This is a genomic window from Streptomyces sp. NPDC087300 (assembly GCF_044744425.1).
GTDB lineage: Bacteria > Actinomycetota > Actinomycetes > Streptomycetales > Streptomycetaceae > Streptomyces.
Map to the genome: position 1 here is coordinate 712,842 of NZ_JBIUYI010000003.1, position 16,448 is coordinate 729,289.

The window sequence follows — 16,448 nt, forward strand, 5'->3', positions numbered from 1 at the left end:
GCTCTCACCAGGTGACGGGCAGGGCGTGTACGCCGTAGATGAGCATGTCGTGCCGGAAGGGCAGCTCCTCGAAGGCGGTGGCGAGCCGGAGCCGGGGGAAGCGGCGCAGCAACGCCGGGTGGGCGACCTGGAGTTCCAGCCTGGCCAGGGTGCGGCCGATGCACTGGTGCGGTCCGTGGCCGAACGCGAGGTGCGGCGGGCGGGCGGGGCGGCGCAGGTCGAGCCGGTCGGGTCCGTCGAAGACGGCCGCGTCGTGGTTGGCGGACTCGGGCGGCAGGACGACGCCTTCCCCGGCGCGGATCAGCCGGCCCGCCACGCTCACGTCGGCGAGGGCGACCCTGCGGCGCCCGGCGTGCGTGATGCTGAGGCGGCGCAGCAGCTCGTCCACCGCCGACTCGACGAGCGCCGGGTCCGCCGTGTCGCGCAACTGGGCCAACTGGTCCGGATTGCGCAGCAGTTCGAGGGTGCCGAGGGCGATCTGGTGGGCGGTGGTCTCGTGTCCCGCGTGCAGCAGCAGCCGGGCGGTGGAGATCAGCCGGGCGCGGCTGATCCGGCCGTCCCGCAGCTGTTCGGCGACCAGGCGGCTGACGATGTCGTCGCCGGGCCGTTCGCCCTTGAAGCCGATCAGCCAGTCCAGATAGCTGTTCAGCTCCTGCCCCGCGGCCATGGCCTGCTCCTTGGAGGAGAGCCGGGAGACCAGGACCTCGGCCAGGCGCTGGAAGAGGGCGTGGTCCTGGTAGGGCACGCCCAGGAGTTGACAGATCGTCAGGGAGGGGAGCGGCAGCGCATACGCCTCGACCAGGTCGGCTTCGGGGCCCTTGGCCGCCATCGCGTCCAGGAGCTGCTCGACGAACGCCTCGATCGCGGGCCGCAGCGCCCGCATGCGCCGGGCGGTGAACTCGGGGACCAGCATGCGGCGGTGGAAGGCGTGCTCCTCGCCGTCCAGGGTGGCGAAGGGGCGGGCGTCGCGCTGCATCCGGGAGACCATCGCCACGGCGGCGCTCTGCTGCGGGTAGCCGGGCAGGGTGGGGTCGGCGCTGAAGCGGGTGTCGGACAGGATGGCGCGCTGGTCCTCGTAGCGGACGACGAGCCAGACGTCGTCGCCGTTCCACAGGCGTACGCGGGAGAGCGGCCGCTCGGCGCGGAGTCTGGCGTAGGCGGGCGGCGGGTCGAGGGGGCGGTCGGGCGCGCGGTCCAGGGGGAAGTCGGGGACGGGCGCCTCCGGTTCGGCCCGGCCTGGCAGGTCGACTCCGTCCGTCGGATCAGCTCCATCGGTCCGGTCAGCCCCGTTGTGGCCGGTCGTGGTCGGCGGCTCCTTGCGTGGCTTCATGGGGTGCTCCTGTCTCCTTCCGCAGCGGCTTCCTCGGCAGGAAGAACGCCGGCAGATAGATGAGCGCGACGAGTCCGAACGCCGTCCAGAAGGTCTCGGCGAAGGCCGTGGTGAGCGGCTCCTCGAACCGCTGCCGTACGGCGTCGGGCAGCTCGCCCGCCCCGCCTCCTCCGGAACTCCCCGCCCCCGAGGGCAGGTTGGCGCTGATGCGGCTGCTGAGCACGACGCTCAGGACGGCGCTGCCGAACGATCCGCCGATCTGCTGGACGATGGTGAGGGTGCTGCTCGCCCGGGGCACGGCGTCCTTGGTGAGCGTGGCGTACGCGGAGGACAGCGCGGGGGTCATGGTCGCGCCGAGGCCGAAGCCGCGGACCAGCAGGGACAGGGCGAGCAGGGTGTACGAGGTGTCGGGGTCGACCTGGGTGTAGAGGAAGGTCCCCGCGAGGGCCAGGGTCACCCCCGCGGGCACCACCCGGCCCGCGCCGAGGCGGTCGGTGAGCACCCCGGCGACCGGCATGGCGAGCGCGGCCCCGAGGCCCTGCGGGGCGAGCAGCAGCCCCGCGGTGAGCGCGCTCTCGCCCTTGGCCGTCTGGTAGAAGAGCGGCAGCAGCAGCATGGAGCCGAACAGGCCGACGCTGAACAGGAGGTTGGTGAGCGAGGCGGCGCCGAAGGTGCGGTTGCGGAACAGCCGTACGTCGATGAGCGCGTCGGCGCCCCGCCGGCCCGCCGCCACGGTGAAGGCGGCGACCAGCAGCACTCCGACGGTGAGGGCTACGGCCGCGATGCCGTCGTCGAAGCCCTCGGCGCCCGCGCGCGAGAGGCCGTACAGCAGGGCGACGAGCCCGGCGGAGAGCAGGGCGAGGCCCCGGGTGTCCAGGCGCCCTCCGCCGCCTTCCCTGGGTGGCGTGCGGGGCAGCCACTTCACGGCGGCGGTCACCGCGAGGACGCCCAGCGGGACGTTGATGTAGAAGATCAGCCGCCAGTCGATGCCGACGAGCCAGCCGCCGAGCACGGGACCGAGGACCGGGCCGAGGAGCATCGGCACGCCGATGATGCTCATCACGCGGCCCATCCGCTGGGGTCCCGCCGCGGTGGCCAGGATCGTCTGCGCCAGCGGCATCAGCATGCCGCCGCCGAGCCCTTGGAGGACGCGGAAGGCGATCAGGCTCTCGATGTTCCAGGCGGTGCCGCAGAGCGCGGAGCCCAGGGCGAAGAGGGTGAGCGAGAGCAGCCACAGGGGTTTGGTGCCGAAGCGTTCGACGGCCCAGCCGACGAGCGGTATCACCATGGCCATCGCGAGGAAGTAGCCGGTCACCACCCATTGGAGCGTGGTGAGGCCGGTGTCGAGGTCCTCGCTGAGGGTGCTGAGGGCGACGTTGACGATCGTGGTGTCGAGCACCGCCATGATCGCGCCGAGGACGACCACGCCCGCGGGGACCCAGATCTCCTTCCCCAGGCGTTCCTTGGGTGTGTGCTCCGGTAAGTCGTGCGCGGCTGGGGCGCCCATCGCGGCCTCCGAATTGCCTCTGAATCCCATTAGCTCGAAGTTCGATGCGTCTTGCAGTACAGCACCGCACGTGCTGGACTTCAAGCCATGGGCCCCCGTTCCGCCGGATCCGAACCGGCCGCAGCAGCAACCGAGTTGGCCGACGACGTGCGGGACCTCGTCCGGCTCGTCACGCGCTTCACGCGGCGCGTGCGCGATCCCGGGGAGGCCGCGCCCGCGGCCCTGCGCGCCCTGCTCGGTGACGCCGGGCTCGCCAACCGCCACATGGAGCCGCTGATCTCGCTGGCGATGGACGGCCCGGCATCGGTGGGCGAGCTGGCCGAGCGGCTCGCGCTCGGCCCGACGACCACCAGCCAGCTCGTCAACGAACTGCACCGGGGCGGGCTCGTCGCGCGGACCGAGGACGACGCCGACCGGCGGCGCACCATCGTCAGCGTCCTTGAGCCGCACCGCTCGCTGATCGAGCAGTGCGCGCGGCTCAGGCTCGCCCCGCTGCACGACGCGCTCGCCCGGCTCTCACCCGCGGCCCGCAAGGACTTCATCCGGACGTGGCAGCTGGTCGTCGCGGCGTGCGAGCGGTGAGCACCGCCCCGGCCAGGGCGCTCAACTCCTCCTCCCAGTCGGCCGGTTCGGCGAACGGCACGAGCACGAAGGTGGAGAGTCCGGCCGCGGCGAGCGCCCGCAGCCGCTCGGGCAGCAGGTCGAGGGTGGGCGCGAACTCCTCGACGGAGCCGACCACGCGCTCGGCGCGCAGCCGGTCGAGCACCATCCGCTGCACGGGGCCGAGCGGCTCGTCGCGGCGCCGGTAGGGCACCACGGAGCCGTAGCCGTCGTCGCCGATGGCGCGGCCCGCGCGCGCTGCGGCCGCCGCGATCACGGTGCGGGCCCGCTCGGCGGCGCGCGGCGTGGTCGTCGACGCGCCGAGCCAGCCGTCGGCGAGCCGTCCCGCCCTGCGCAGTTGGGCATCGCTCGCGCCGCCCAGCCAGAGGGCGGGTCCCGGCCGCGCCGGCTTGGGCAGCACGGCCAGGTCCTCGTAGCGGGCGGCGGCGCCCTCGTGGGTCACCGGGTCGTCCCGCCAGAGGCCGCGCAGCAGCGGCAGCGCCTCGTCGAACAGGGCGGCGCGGTCGGTCCTGCGCACGCCGAACGCCTGCTGCTCCGCCGGGTCGGCGCGGCCGAGTCCGAGGGCGACGGTGAGCCTGCCGCCGCTGACCCTGTCCAGGCTCGCCAGTTGCTTGGCGAGCAGCGCGGGCGGGCGCCCCGGCAGGGTGAGCACGGCGGTCCCGAGCCCGATCCCGCCGGTCACGGCGGCCGCGTAGGCGAGGGCGACGACCGGGTCGCTCACCAGGCCCGTGACCCGCTCGGGGACCCAGAACCCGTCGAACCCCGCGCGTTCGGCGGCCCGCGCCGCCGTGGTGAGGACGGCCGGGTCCGGGGGCAGCGAACTGCCGGGATAGAAGCCGGGGAAGAGTACGCCCGTCCTGTTCATGTGGGCCTCCCCGCCGGGCCGGGCCGCGCGCCCGCCCCGTTCGCGCCGCCGCGCCCCCGGTCGTGCAGCCTGCGCAGCGCGTCCGTGAGCACCGCCCGCGGATGGTCGGGCAGCGCGCGGGCGCGCCAGGCGACGAAGCCGTCGGGGCGGATCAGGGTCGCGCCCCGGCCCGGCACGCCGTACGCCGTGGGCCAGCGGCCCGTCGGGTCCGCGAGGTCCGCGTCACCGCCGGGCGGTCCCACCCGGTGCGCGGGCAGCGCGATGCCGAGTTCACCGGCGGCCTCGCGGGCGGCGGTGAGCCACTCCTGACCCCGCTCACCTGCGAGCAGGACACAGGTGTCGCGCCACAGGTCGAGCGTGGAGACCGAGGTGGCGTCGGGGCGTTCGAGGACGACGTGGGCCGCGCGGGTGCCGGGGCGGCCGGTGGGTGCGCGCGGGTCCTCTACGGGGGCGCCGTCGTCCTCGTCGAGCAGGACGGCCGCCGACCGGTAGCGGTAGCCCAGGGAGACGGTGTTGTGGTCGGCGGCCGGGGGCATGCCGCCCGCGGGGGTGGGTCCGCCGGTCGGGGGCAGGCCGTGCGCGGCGCCGTGCGCGGAGTCTCCGACCCAGGAGGCGGGCAGCCTGCTGGCCGTGGCGGCCACGGTGAGTTCGGCGACCGCGCGCCGCTCGGGGCCGTAGGTGTCGAGCAGCCCCGGGCCCGCGGTGCCCGCGAGCACGGCGGCCAGTTTCCAGGCGAGGTTGTGGGCGTCCTGGATCGCGGAGTTGCCGCCGAACCCGCCCGTCGGCGGCATCACGTGGGCGCTGTCGCCGACGAGGAAGACCCGGCCCTCCTGGAAGCGTTCGGCGACGAGCATGGCGATCTCCCAGGGCGATGTGCTGCGCAGTTCGGCGTGCACGTCGTCCCTGCCGAGCGCGGACCGCACCAGGCTCCGGCACCGTTCGGGCGTGAAGTCGGCCGGGCGCTCGCCCTGTTCGGGCCGGTAGGGGACGGAGAGCTGCCACAGGCCCGAGTCGCGCGGCAGCAGGCTGGCGCCCATGCCCTCGACGAAGCAGGCGGAGAAGGCCCGCCCGTCCAGTTCGGGGCGCAGGTCCGCGTCGAAGTAGATGCTGATGCGGTGGCCGAGCAGTCCCGGGCCCTGCCGGGCGATGCCCAGGCTCTCGCGCACCGAGCTGTGGGTGCCGTCCGCGGCGATCAAGTAGGCGGCGCGCACGGCGCGTTCGGTGCCCGCAGCCCGGTCGAGCAGGACGGCGGTGACACCGTCCGCGTCCTGCTCGAACGCGGTGAGTTCGGTGCCGAAGCGGATGCCCGCGCCCAGCTCGCGGGCCCGGTCGAGGAGCAGCGGTTCGAACTTGTCCTGGTCGCAGGCGCAGGCCACGGTGGGGCTGACGCCGCTCAGATCCTCCTCCCAGGGTTCGACGTTCCAGCGGACCACGGGGTCGGCGAGGCTGTCGCCGACCCAGGCGATGCCGCCGATCTCGCGGTCACTGGTGCCCGCCGCGCGGACGCGGTCCTCCAGGCCGACGCCGCGCAGCACTTCCATCGAGCGGATCGTGGGCCCGCGGAAGCGCGGCTGGTCCGACGTCGCGGTGTGCCGCTCCGCCAGCAGCACGGGGACGCCCGCGCGGGCCAGGAAGAGGGCCGAGGAGAGTCCTCCCAGCGCCCCGCCCACGACGAGCACGGATACGTGATCGGTCATCGTGCTTCCTCACTCCGGGGGGACGGGGACGGCCTCGACGAGGTGCAGGCGGGGCGCGGCGACGGTGCCGATGGGCCGGGCGCCGGTCAGGGCGAGCCCCGTGTCGTCGAGCAGCGCCCGGTACTCGGCGAGGGTGCGTTCACGGCCGCCGATGAGCATCATCACCAGGTCCGAGTAGCCGGCCGTCGCGGTCGCCGGGCCCTCCGCCACGACGTCCTCCACGATCAGCAGGCGGGCGTCCAGGGCCATCGCGGAGCGCACGGTGCGCAGCAGGGTGCGGGCCGTGTCGTCGTCCCAGTTGTGCAGGCAGCGGGCGACGCAGTAGACGTCGCCGCCCGCGGGCACCTCGGTGAAGAAGCTGCCGCCGACCAGCGCGCACCGGTCGGCCAGGCCCGCCTCGCGCATCCGTTCCCGTGCGGCGCCGAGCATGCCCGGCCGGTCGAGGAGGGTGGCGGTGAGCCGTGGGTGTCTGCGCAGCGCCAGCTCGATCAGGGTGCCGTCGCCGCCGCCCAGGTCGACCAGGTGCCGCGCGCCGTCCAGGTCCATCCGGTCCAGGGCCGTGTCGAAGAAGGCGGCGGCGCTGCGGCCGAGCGACCTGGTGAACGCGCGGTCGGCCTCGGGATGGCTGTCGAGGTACTCGAAGTACGGCATCCCGTAGATCTTCTCGGCGGCGGGCCTGCCGGTGCGCAGGGTGTGCTCCAGCTCCCCGAAGAGCGGCAGCACCCGCTCCACCCCGACCGAGAGGAAGGCCCGCAGCGGGGCGGGCGAGTCGGCGCGCAGCAGCCGCGCCGCCTCGTTGAGGGCGAAGTGCCCGCGCGGTCCCTCGGTGAAGAAGTCGAGGGCCGCGAGGGCCCGCAGGGTCCTGCCGAGCGCGTCGGCGTCGGCGCCGAGTCCCGCCGCGAACTCCTCGACGGGGCGCGGCTCGTCGTCCAGAGCGTCGGGGACGCCGAGCTGCGCCACGGCGTTGAGCGCGTGGATCAGCCAGCTGCCGGTGGAGACCCGCATCAGGAGCGCGCTCTGCTCCTCGGGCGTCACCGGCCCCGCTCCACGGTCATCGGCGGTGCCGAGACGCGGTCGCGCAGCTTCTCCAGGAGCTCCCACCGGTCCTCGGGCGGGCTCTCGAAGAAGTCGCCGCCGTCGGAGAGGCCGGAGACCAGGGTCACGAAGTCGACGTCGGCGGGCAGCCCTTCGCCCCGGTCGAGGATCTTCTTGGCGTCCTCGTAGTACTCGCCGCGGTTCTTGCGCTGGTCGTAGAAGGCGCGGACGAAGTCGAGGATGCCGGTGAGGAAGCGGCGGTAGCTCTCCTCGTAGCGCCGGCCCGTCTCGTGCGCGGTGGCGGGGGTGTCGAGCATCATCCCGGCGGCGGTGGCCGCGGTGGCGCCGCCGCGCAGGGCGAGGGTGACGCCGGTGGAGAGCAGCGGGTCGACGAAGCAGGCGGCGTCGCCGACGGCGAGCCAGCCAGGACCGTGGAAGCGCTCCAGGTTGTACGACCAGTCCTTGATGGTGCGGAAGCCGCTGACGCGCGTCGCGGGCTCCATCATCCGGGCGACCTCGCGGGATTCGCCGGTCTGCTCGGCCCAGAGCTTCTCGGCGGTCAGGCCGGATTCGGCGAGCGTGGCGGTCGGGGTGACGTAGCCGATGCTGGTGGTGCCGTCGCCGAGCGGGATGAACCAGAGCCAGCCGCCGGGCCGGTACTCGATCAGGACGTTGCCGCTCTCCTGCCCCTCGTACCTGCGGCAGCCCTGGAAGTACGCCCATACGGCGATGTTGCGCAGGTCCTCGTGCCACCGGATGAGGTCGAAGTGGCGCCCCAGCCAGCGCTGTTGGCCCGACGCGTCGACGACGAGACCGGCGTGCGCCGCCACCGGGTCGCCGCCGCGCGGCTGGTAGCGCACGCCGGTCATCCGCTCCCCGTCGAAGAGCGGCTCCTTGACGGTGGCGTCCTCCACGACGTGGGCGCCGAGCTCCCTGGCGCGGGTGAGGAGCAGCGCGTCGAAGTCGGCGCGGCGGACCTGGTAGGCGTACGGGTAGGGGCCGCCGTCGGCGAACGAGAAGGTCCACTGCGGCAGGTCGCGGCCCCACACCAGGGTGCCGCCGTACTTCCTGACGAGCCCCATGTTCTCCAGGCGTTCGCGCAGGCCGAGCCGGTCGAGGGTGGGCCAGACGCCGGGGATGAGGGACTCGCCGATGTGGTAGCGGGGGAACTTCTCGCGTTCCAGGACGAGGACGCTGCGGCCCTCGGTGGCGAGCAGGGCCGCGGTGGAGGCGCCGGCCGGGCCGCCGCCGACCACCACGACGTCGTAGTGGCGCTGCTGGTCACTCATCGCCGTTTCCCCTCTCGGTGACGCTCTTGGTGGCGCTCTTGGTCCGGCTCTTGGCGGTGCTCATGGCGGTGCTCTCGGTGCCGGACTGCCGTACTCCTTCGGCCTGTTGGGTGACGTGGGTGTAGACGACGTCGTACGCGCCCTGCCTGCCCTGGGTCAGTTCGCCGATCGGCATGAAGTGCGGGGCGGACGCGGGGTCCCGCACCATCGCCTCGAAGTCCTCGCGTCGGCGCCACTGCGTGTAGTCGACGACCTGGTAGCCGTCGACGCTGCGGTGCACGTTGCCGGAGATGTAGCCGGGCCGGTGCCGGATCAGCTCCTCGTGCGCCTTGACGATCAGGTCGACCAGCTTCTGCTGGTCCCGCGGCTTGGTCGGAAACAGGTTGATGAACGTGGCGAACTCGTTGTCGGCGGAGATCTCGGCCATGTGGAGCTGCCCTCACTCTCTCGGTTGCCTCTTGCGCGGCTTGAGCCATTATGTAGAGTCGTTGATTGAGTAAGTCAATGGATTGGTCCCCAAATTGCTTCACCGGAGGAGCACCTCACCATGACGTCAACTCCCTTGCGCCCCACGCCGGAAGCCGCCACGAAACTCCGTGAGCTGGGCATGAGCCTGGGCTTCGCCGGCGCACTGCGGGCCGCCGTCACGCTCGGCGTACCGGACGCGCTCGACGACGAACCCCGCACCGCGGCCGAACTCGCTCCCCAACTCGGCGCGCACGCACCGACGTTGGAGCGCCTGCTGCGCGCCCTGACCACGCACGGCGTCTTCGTGGAGCGGGACGGGCGCCGGTTCGCGCACACCGACCTCTCCCGGCTGCTGCGCGAGGACGCGCCGGGCGGCATGCGGTTCATCGTGCTGTGGGCCACCGCGCCCTGGACCTGGCAGGCCTGGCCGCTGCTCGCCGACGCGGTGCGCAGCGGCGAGCGGGTCTTCGACACGCTCTTCGGCAAGCAGTTCTTCGCGCACCTCGCCGAGGACGACCCGGAGGCCGCCGAGACCTTCGACCGGGCGATGACCCAGTCGAGCCGCATCACGTCGGCGCCGGTCGCCGACGCCCTCGACCTCACCGGGGTCGCCTCCGTCGTCGACATCGGCGGCGGCCAGGGCCACCTCGTGCACACCCTCCTGGAGCGTCACCAGACCCTGCGCGGCACGCTGTTCGACCTGCCCGGCGTGGTCGCGGGCGCGCTGCCCGAGCTGCGCGAGGGCCCGCTGGCCGAGCGCTGCGAGATCATCGGCGGCGACTGCCGCGAGTCCGTGCCGAAGGACCGGGACCTCTACCTGTGCAAGAACGTCCTGGAGTGGGACGACGAGAGTTCGCTCGCCGCACTGCGCGCCATGGCGGCGGCGGGACGGCCCGGATCGCGCGTCGCACTCGTGCAGAACCTCGTCGAGGACAGCACGGAACTCAAGGTCACCACCGCCATGGACCTCTTCCTGCTGCTCAACGTCGGCGGCAAGAAGCACACCGCGGCCGGCCTCGCCGAGCTCTTCGCCGCGGCCGGGCTCACCTACCACGGCTACCGGCCCGTGCCCGGCACCAGCCTGCACGTGGTGGAGGGCACCGTATGAGCGAGCGGGAGCCGCGCCTCCGCGTGCTCTTCCTCGTCCGGGTGGAGAGCGGCGGCGCCGACCGGTTCGTGACGGCGTACGAGCAGATCCGCCACCAAGTCGCCCAGGCGGACGGCCACTTGGGCGACGAGCTGTGCCAGTCCCTCACCGACCCCGACGAATGGCTCATCACCAGCGAATGGGCATCGGCCGCGCACTACCGCGCCTGGGCCGAGAGCCCCGGCCAGCCGGACCTGGCCGCACCCGTCACCGCGGCCTCGGCCGGCTACGTCCACAAACCCTTCGCGGTGCGCCTGCGCACGGCCGCACCGCTCTGATCCGCACCCAACGGGGACAAGGAGAACCATGACCACGCACACCGTGCGCGTCGTCGACGCACGCGATGCCGCGCCCAACACCCGGCGCGGCGGAGAGCTGCGCACCCTGCTCACGCCGAAGGCCGTGGGCGCCACGTCCGGCTTCATGGGCGTCGCCCGCATCGCACCGGGTGACTGGATCGCCGAGCACTACCACCCGTACTCCGAGGAGTTCCTCTACGTCGTGCAGGGCGACGTCGTCGTCGAACTCGACGACGTGCCGCACCGGTTGGGGACCGACCAGGCCCTGCTGGTGCCCATCGGGATGCGCCACCGGGTCCGCAACGCGGGCGACGTCGACGTACGCATCGTCTTCCACCTCGGCCCGCTCGCGCCCCGGCCCGAACTCGGGCACGTCGACACCGAACAGCGGGACGGGACATGACCAGGCAGGTCGCCGTCACGGGGGTGGGCGTCGTGGCGCCCGGCGCGATCGGCTCGGACGCCTTCGTGGAGCTCCTCGGCGCCGGGCGCACCGCGACCCGCGCCATCACGCTCTTCGACGCGACGGGCTTCCGCTCGCGGATGGCGGCGGAGTGCGACTTCGACCCGGCCGAGCACGGCCTGACCGCGCACGAGACCGCGCGCATGGACCGCTATGTGCAGTTCGCCGCGGTCGCGGCCCGCGAGGCGCTCGCCGCGGCCGGCCTCGACCCGGCGGCGGAGGACCCCTGGCGCACCGGCGTGTCGCTGGGCAGCGCGGTCGGCGGCACCACCCTCCTGGAGTCGGACTACATCCGCGCCTCCGAGCGCGGCAGCAGCTGGGAGGTCGACCACGAGCGCACCTCGCCCGCCCTGCACCGGGTCTTCTCGCCCGCGCCGCTGGCCGGTGAGATCGCCGAACTCAGCGGCGCCCAGGGCGTGGTGCACACCGTGTCCACCGGCTGCACATCGGGGCTCGACGCGGTCGGCTACGCCTTCCAGGCCATCGCGGAGGGCCGCGCCGACGTCATGATCACCGGCGCTTCGGAGTCGCCCGTCTCCCCCATCACCGTCTCCTGCTTCGACGCGATCAGGGCCACGTCCGAGCGCAACGACGCGCCGGAGCGGGCCTCGCGCCCCTTCGACAGGGACCGCGACGGCTTCGTGCTCGGCGAGGGCGCCGCCGTCCTCGTCCTGGAGGAGCTGACGCACGCGCGGCGGCGCGGCGCCGAAGTCCACTGCCTGGTCGGCGGGTTCGCCACGCGCAGCAACGCGTACCACATGACGGGGCTGACCAGGGAGGGCATCGAGCTGGCCGAGTCCATCGAGCGCGCGATGCAGCAGGCGGGCCGCGGCCCCGACGCGATCGACTACGTCAACGCGCACGGTTCGGGCACCAAGCAGAACGACCGGCACGAGACGGCCGCCTTCAAGCTCGCCCTCGGCGGGCGCGCCCGCGAGGTGCCGGTCAGCTCCATCAAGTCGATGGTCGGGCACTCGCTCGGCGCGATCGGCGCGATCGAACTGGCGGCCTGCGTGCTCGCGATGGACGCCTCGCTCGTGCCGCCTACCGCGAACCTGGAGCACGCCGACCCCGAATGCGACCTGGACTACGTACCGGTGACGGCGCGTCAGGCCCGTCTCGACACCGTCCTCTCGGTGGGCAGCGGGTTCGGCGGCTTCCAGTCGGCCGTCGTCCTGGACCGGAGGGAGCTGAGGTGACGCGTCGCACGGTCATCACGGGGGTCGGCGCCGTCGCCCCCACCGGAATCGGCATCGACCTGGTGTGGAAGGCGGCGCGGGAAGGACTGTGCGCCATCGCCCCGCTCACCCGTTACGACCCACGGGGCACCCCGCTCGCGCTCGCGGGCGAGATCAGGGGGTTCGAGGCCCTGGAACACCTGGAGGGCCGGATCGTCGCGCAGACGGACCGGTTCACCCATCTCGCGCTCGCCGCATCCGACATGGCGCTGCGCGAGGCGGGCCTCTCGCCGGCCGACCTCCCGCCGTACTCCTTCGGGGTGGTCACGGCGAGCTGCGCGGGCGGCGTGGAGTTCGGCCAGCAGGAGATCCAGCGGCTGTGGAGCAAGGGGCCCCGGCACGTGGGCCCCTACCAGTCCATCGCCTGGTTCTACGCCGCGTCCACCGGCCAGATCTCGCTGCGGCACGGCCTCAAGGGCCCGAGCGGCGTCCTGGTCACCGACGAGGCGGGCGGCCTCGACGCGGTCGCGTACGCCCGCAGGGAGATCGGCAGAGGGGCCGCGGCGATGCTCGCGGGCGGCGCTGAGGCACCGCTCTCCCCGTTCTCCATGGCCTGCCAGTTCGGGCACGGGCTGCTCAGCGCCGAGCGCGCGCCGGGGCGCGGCTATCTGCCGTTCACCGCGCGGGCCCCCGGGTTCGTCCCGGCGGAGGGCGGCGCGATGGTCGTCGTCGAGGGGGCCGCAGCGGCGGCCGCGCGCGGCGCCGAGCCGGGGGCCGAAGTCCTCGGGCACGGCACGACGTTCACCGGCGCGCGCCGCTTCGCCCGCTCGGCCGAGGGGCTCGCGGCGGCGGCCCGGATCGCGCTCGCCGAGGCGCGCGTCCGCCCGGACGAGGTCGACGTGGTCTTCGCCGACGCGCTGGGCGTGCCCGAGGCGGACGCCGCCGAAGTGGCCGCGCTGCGTGCGGTGTTCGGCGCGCGCCTGCGGTCGGTGCCGGTGACGGCACCCAAGTCCGGTACGGGACGCGCCTATTCGGGCGCGGCCGCACTCGACGTGGCCCTCGCCATGAGCACGCTGCGGCACGGCGTGATCCCGCCGACGCCCCGGGTCGGCGCCGTCGACCCGGCCCTGCGCGACCTGAACCTCGTCACCGGACGGGCGCGCACCGTGCCGGTCCGCACCGCGCTGATTCTGGCGCGCGGCCTCACCGGCAACAACTCCGCCCTGGTACTGGGCCGTCCGGCCTCGTTGGGAGAGACCTCATGACCACAGGAACACCCCTCACGTTCGAGACGCTCGCCGTGCTGGTCGAGCAGTGCGCCGGAGTGGCGCTGCGCCCGGCCGAACTCGCCGAGCCCGACGCCGCGTTCAAGGATCTCGGCGTCGACTCGCTCGGCACCCTGGGCATCGTCGCCGAGCTGGAGAACCGCTACGGCGTACAGCTCGGCAAGGACGCCGAGGAGGCGACGGCGCCCGGCGAGCTGCTCGCCGTCGTCAACCGCCGCCTCGCCGAGGAGGCGGGCGCACCGACCGGCACACCGAAGGGAGCCTGACCGTGCCCGAGCTCACCGAGAACGAGATCGTCATCCACGCGCCGCTCGACGTCGTGTGGGAACGCACCAACGAAGTGGAGCGCTGGACCGACCTCTTCAGCGAGTACAAGGAGGTCGAGGTCCTCGAACGCGACGGCGACCGCGTCCTGTTCCGCCTCACCCTCCACCCGGACGACGACGGCAAGGAGTGGAGCTGGGTCTCCGAACGGGTCATGGACCGCGCGGGACGCACCGTGCGCGCACACCGCGTGGAGACCGGCCCGTTCGCGTTCATGCGCATCCACTGGGCGTACGAGGAGGTGGCGGACGGCACCTTGATGCGCTGGCGGCAGGAGTTCGCCATGAAGCCCGAGGCCCCGGTCGACGACGCCTGGATGCGGGACAACATCAACCGCAACAGCAAGGTGCAGATGGCCCTGATCAGGGACCGCATCGAGGCCGACACCCGGCGCGGGGCGGTATGAGCGGCACCGGACGCGCCGACGACGGCACCGGCGCCGAGCTGGACGAACTGTGCCGGGGCGCGGAGCGCCTGGTCAGGCTCGCGGGGCCGGGGCTCAGCCGGCTGCGGCTCAGCGCGGGCGGCACCGCGCTGGTCGTGGAGTGGCACGGGGCACCCGCGGCGCATCAGCAGGGCGCGCCCGCCGCGAGCCACGACGCGGGCGCGGGCGGGTCCGGGTCCGGGGCGGAGCCGCACCAGGAGGAGGACACCCGGGCCCGGGTGCTCTCCCCTTGCGTGGGCACCTTCTACCACCGCCCGCAGCCGGACGCCCCGCCCTTCGTCAGGCCGGGGGACGCCGTCGCCCCCGGCCAGCAGATCGGCGTCGTCGAGGCGATGAAGCTGATGACCCCGGTGGCGGCGGAGACGGCGGGCCTGATCTCCGAACTCCTCGTCCCCGACGGGGAACCGGTCGAGTTCGGGCAGCCGCTGCTCGCCATCGAACCCGCCGCCGCCTGAGCGCTCAGCCGCGGTCCTGCTGCGGAGGGATCAGCGAGGCCGCGATCGCCTTGTTCACGGCGTCGATCCGCGAGGTGGCGCCCAACTTGGCGAAGATGTTGCGCAGATGGTGCTTCACGGTGCCCTCGGCCACCGCGAGTTGACGTGCCGTCTGGCCGTTGGTCATGCCCTGGGCGACCAGGGTCATGACCTCGCGCTCGCGGGCGGAGAGCAGTCCCGGCTCGGAGGGAGCCGGGGTGTGCACGTGCGCCATGCTCGCCCGCGAGACCGAGAGGACCACGCGTTCGTCGTCGGCGACCACCGCCCGCACGGCGGCGACCAGGTCCTGCCGCGAGACGGTCTTGAGCAGATAGCCGCGCGCGCCGCCCCTGAGCAACTCCTGGACGGTGCGCGGCTCGTCGTACACGCTCACCATGATCACCCGTACCGCCGGGGCCACGTCGAGGATGCGCCGCAGCGTCCCCGCCGCGTCGCCGTCCGGCAGCCCGACGTCGAGCAGCACCACGTCGGGGGACTTGGCGCCGATCACCTCGACCGCCCGCACGCCGTCCCCCGCCTCGCCGACGACCAGGAACTCCGGCTCCGCGTTGAGCATCTCGCTCAGCCCGTCGCGCACGAGCGTGTGGTCGTCGACGATGACGATGCGGGTCACCACGGTCTGCATCCGCGCCCTCATCCGCTCTTCGTGGGGAGCAGGAACTCGACGAAGACGCCCCTGCCCGTGTGGCTGGAGACGGCGACCGAGCCGCCGAGGCGCTCGATGCGCTCGCGCATCGAGGCGAGCCCCACGCCGCCGGGCCGCCTGGCCACCTCGAAGCCGACCCCGTCGTCCTCCACCACCGCCCGCGTCTCGTGCGGCGCGATGTCGACGCGCACGGTGACGGTGCTCGCCATGGAGTGCGCGAAGGCGTTGCGCAGGGCCTCGCGCAGCGCCTGGAAGAGCTCGTCCATGGTGTCGTCGGAGAGCCAGCTCTCGTGCCCGGTGACGACGATGTCCAGGGCGGCGCCCGGCGTGCGCAGGGCCTGCGCGCAGTGTCGCAGCGCGTTCTCCAGGCCCTCGATGCGGGCGTGCACCCGCAGTTCGGACGCGAGCTGCCTGACCTCTTCCAGCGCGGTGCGCAGCGAGGTCTCCGCCTCCACCAGCTTGGCGTCGGCCGACGGTGCGTCCAACGCCCGGTAGAGCCGCACCAGTTCGACGTTCTGCTTGGCCACGCTCACCGCGTAGCCGACCCGGTCGTGCAGGTCGCGGGAGATCCTGCGGCGGTTCTCCAGGAAGCTCTGGGCCGTCTCGTGGAGCATCTCCCTGGTCTTGGTCTCCAGGGCGGCCTGGAACCGCCACATGATGCTGTGGTGCAGGCTGACGGCGGCCTCCACGGTGCACCGCGAGGTCTCCGGATGGTGCGTCATGGACGCCGCGACCGCCTCCACGACCACGTCGAAGAGGAGCATCACCGCGGTGCGCGGGTCCTCCAGGCGCCAGTCGGCCTGGTAGGGGAAGGAGACCGTGCCGTTGCCGTCGCCCGTGCCGCGTTCGGCGTCGACCGAACGCATCCGCTCCAGCGGGCGGCAGCTGCCGAGCGCCCGCAGCGAGTCCTCGATCACGGCCCGTGCCTGAAGGGTGCAGAAGCTCAGCACGCGCGGGTCGTCGACCCCCACGCCCGAGGCGAGCAGGCGCTGTTCGTAGAGGTGGAGCACGGACTCGAGACGGGCCCCGAGGGCCTCGGCGATCTCGGGTCCGCGGCGTAAGTGATCAGTGGCAACCTCGTTCACAGCGGTCTCCCCGGTTCGGTCACGCGGTCACGCGGGCGGGCCGGGCGTGCGCTGTGCGCGCCGCGGTCGCCCGCAGGCCGGGCGGGGTCGGGCCCTGTGGCGGGCCACAGCTGTGCGCCGGTCACGGTCCCCCGTACTGGTCAGGTGTGCGGTCATGATCGTCCAGCACTGCCCTTCCGCCTTCGGCCCGCGGCGGACAAGTAAGTGTCACTCACCGGTCCCACCACGCTACGAGTGACGTTACTCCGGTCATCCCGCACGACGTCAAT

18 protein-coding genes are annotated in these 16,448 nt (G+C 73.4%); 9 read left to right on the forward strand and 9 right to left on the reverse strand.

The genetic code is table 11. From position 1 onward, the window contains the following. Nucleotides 1-4: 4 nt before the first annotated feature. Both ACIO9J_RS13965 and ACIO9J_RS13970 read right to left on the reverse strand, forming a co-directional pair. Nucleotides 5-1,330, reverse strand: coding sequence for a cytochrome P450 (locus ACIO9J_RS13965; RefSeq protein WP_401997518.1), 1,326 nt, complete (start codon nucleotides 1,328-1,330; stop codon nucleotides 5-7). Beyond that, complete coding sequence (locus tag ACIO9J_RS13970) at nucleotides 1,281-2,837, reverse strand: DHA2 family efflux MFS transporter permease subunit (RefSeq protein ID WP_401997520.1); 1,557 nt, start codon at nucleotides 2,835-2,837, stop codon at nucleotides 1,281-1,283. Before ACIO9J_RS13970 ends, ACIO9J_RS13965 begins: the two co-directional genes overlap by 50 nt. Before the next feature lie 87 nt (nucleotides 2,838-2,924). On the opposite strand from ACIO9J_RS13970, the gene ACIO9J_RS13975 reads away from it, so the two are divergent. Then, the gene (locus ACIO9J_RS13975) at nucleotides 2,925-3,419 is read left to right on the forward strand and encodes a MarR family winged helix-turn-helix transcriptional regulator (RefSeq protein ID WP_401997523.1); all 495 of its coding nucleotides are present in this window, start codon (nucleotides 2,925-2,927) and stop codon (nucleotides 3,417-3,419) included. Here the strand turns inward: ACIO9J_RS13975 and ACIO9J_RS13980 are convergent. From ACIO9J_RS13980 to ACIO9J_RS14000, 5 genes are read right to left on the reverse strand one after another with little or no spacing between them, the layout of a single operon-like run. Continuing rightward, nucleotides 3,376-4,323, reverse strand: a complete 948-nt coding sequence (locus ACIO9J_RS13980) for an LLM class flavin-dependent oxidoreductase (RefSeq protein WP_401997526.1) — start codon at nucleotides 4,321-4,323, stop codon at nucleotides 3,376-3,378. The genes ACIO9J_RS13975 and ACIO9J_RS13980 overlap by 44 nt on opposite strands. Continuing rightward, the gene (locus ACIO9J_RS13985; protein WP_401997529.1) at nucleotides 4,320-6,020 is read right to left on the reverse strand and encodes an FAD-dependent monooxygenase; all 1,701 of its coding nucleotides are present in this window, start codon (nucleotides 6,018-6,020) and stop codon (nucleotides 4,320-4,322) included. The genes ACIO9J_RS13980 and ACIO9J_RS13985 overlap by 4 nt, the downstream gene beginning before the upstream one ends. Before the next feature lie 9 nt (nucleotides 6,021-6,029). Continuing rightward, a complete protein-coding gene (locus ACIO9J_RS13990) occupies nucleotides 6,030-7,055 on the reverse strand; it encodes a methyltransferase (protein ID WP_401997532.1) in 1,026 nt (341 codons plus the stop codon). Then, nucleotides 7,052-8,344: an NAD(P)/FAD-dependent oxidoreductase gene (locus ACIO9J_RS13995; protein WP_401997535.1), complete on the reverse strand. Its 1,293-nt coding sequence runs from the start codon at nucleotides 8,342-8,344 to the stop codon at nucleotides 7,052-7,054. The genes ACIO9J_RS13990 and ACIO9J_RS13995 overlap by 4 nt, the downstream gene beginning before the upstream one ends. Continuing rightward, complete coding sequence (locus ACIO9J_RS14000; protein WP_401997538.1) at nucleotides 8,337-8,771, reverse strand: antibiotic biosynthesis monooxygenase family protein; 435 nt, start codon at nucleotides 8,769-8,771, stop codon at nucleotides 8,337-8,339. Before ACIO9J_RS14000 ends, ACIO9J_RS13995 begins: the two co-directional genes overlap by 8 nt. Before the next feature lie 120 nt (nucleotides 8,772-8,891). Between ACIO9J_RS14000 and ACIO9J_RS14005 the strand changes: the two genes are divergently transcribed. The 8 genes from ACIO9J_RS14005 to ACIO9J_RS14040 are packed head-to-tail and all read left to right on the forward strand — an operon-like array spanning nucleotide 8,892 to nucleotide 14,409. Next, entirely contained in the window at nucleotides 8,892-9,920 is a 1,029-nt protein-coding gene (locus tag ACIO9J_RS14005; protein ID WP_401997541.1) for a methyltransferase, read from the forward strand. Beyond that, on the forward strand, nucleotides 9,917-10,237 hold the full coding sequence (locus ACIO9J_RS14010; protein ID WP_401997544.1) for an antibiotic biosynthesis monooxygenase family protein: 321 nt from the start codon (nucleotides 9,917-9,919) through the stop codon (nucleotides 10,235-10,237). Before ACIO9J_RS14005 ends, ACIO9J_RS14010 begins: the two co-directional genes overlap by 4 nt. Nucleotides 10,238-10,265: 28 nt before the next feature. After that, on the forward strand, nucleotides 10,266-10,661 hold the full coding sequence (locus ACIO9J_RS14015) for a cupin domain-containing protein (protein ID WP_401997547.1): 396 nt from the start codon (nucleotides 10,266-10,268) through the stop codon (nucleotides 10,659-10,661). Then, entirely contained in the window at nucleotides 10,658-11,920 is a 1,263-nt protein-coding gene (locus ACIO9J_RS14020) for a beta-ketoacyl-[acyl-carrier-protein] synthase family protein (RefSeq protein ID WP_401997550.1), read from the forward strand. The genes ACIO9J_RS14015 and ACIO9J_RS14020 overlap by 4 nt, the downstream gene beginning before the upstream one ends. Continuing rightward, nucleotides 11,917-13,164 carry a beta-ketoacyl synthase N-terminal-like domain-containing protein gene (locus ACIO9J_RS14025; RefSeq protein ID WP_401997552.1) on the forward strand — a complete coding sequence of 416 codons (1,248 nt, stop codon included), beginning with the start codon at nucleotides 11,917-11,919 and terminating at the stop codon, nucleotides 13,162-13,164. The genes ACIO9J_RS14020 and ACIO9J_RS14025 overlap by 4 nt, the downstream gene beginning before the upstream one ends. After that, the gene (locus ACIO9J_RS14030) at nucleotides 13,161-13,451 is read left to right on the forward strand and encodes an acyl carrier protein (protein WP_401997555.1); all 291 of its coding nucleotides are present in this window, start codon (nucleotides 13,161-13,163) and stop codon (nucleotides 13,449-13,451) included. The genes ACIO9J_RS14025 and ACIO9J_RS14030 overlap by 4 nt, the downstream gene beginning before the upstream one ends. Nucleotides 13,452-13,453: 2 nt before the next feature. Continuing rightward, nucleotides 13,454-13,915, forward strand: a complete 462-nt coding sequence (locus ACIO9J_RS14035) for an SRPBCC family protein (RefSeq protein WP_401997558.1) — start codon at nucleotides 13,454-13,456, stop codon at nucleotides 13,913-13,915. After that, nucleotides 13,912-14,409, forward strand: coding sequence for an acetyl-CoA carboxylase biotin carboxyl carrier protein (locus ACIO9J_RS14040; protein ID WP_401997561.1), 498 nt, complete (start codon nucleotides 13,912-13,914; stop codon nucleotides 14,407-14,409). The genes ACIO9J_RS14035 and ACIO9J_RS14040 overlap by 4 nt, the downstream gene beginning before the upstream one ends. Before the next feature lie 4 nt (nucleotides 14,410-14,413). Here the strand turns inward: ACIO9J_RS14040 and ACIO9J_RS14045 are convergent, their stop codons facing one another. Continuing rightward, entirely contained in the window at nucleotides 14,414-15,073 is a 660-nt protein-coding gene (locus ACIO9J_RS14045) for a response regulator (protein ID WP_401997563.1), read from the reverse strand. An 8-nt stretch (nucleotides 15,074-15,081) separates the two neighbouring features. After that, complete coding sequence (locus ACIO9J_RS14050; RefSeq protein ID WP_401997566.1) at nucleotides 15,082-16,179, reverse strand: sensor histidine kinase; 1,098 nt, start codon at nucleotides 16,177-16,179, stop codon at nucleotides 15,082-15,084. Between the last annotated feature and the right edge of the window lie 269 nt (nucleotides 16,180-16,448).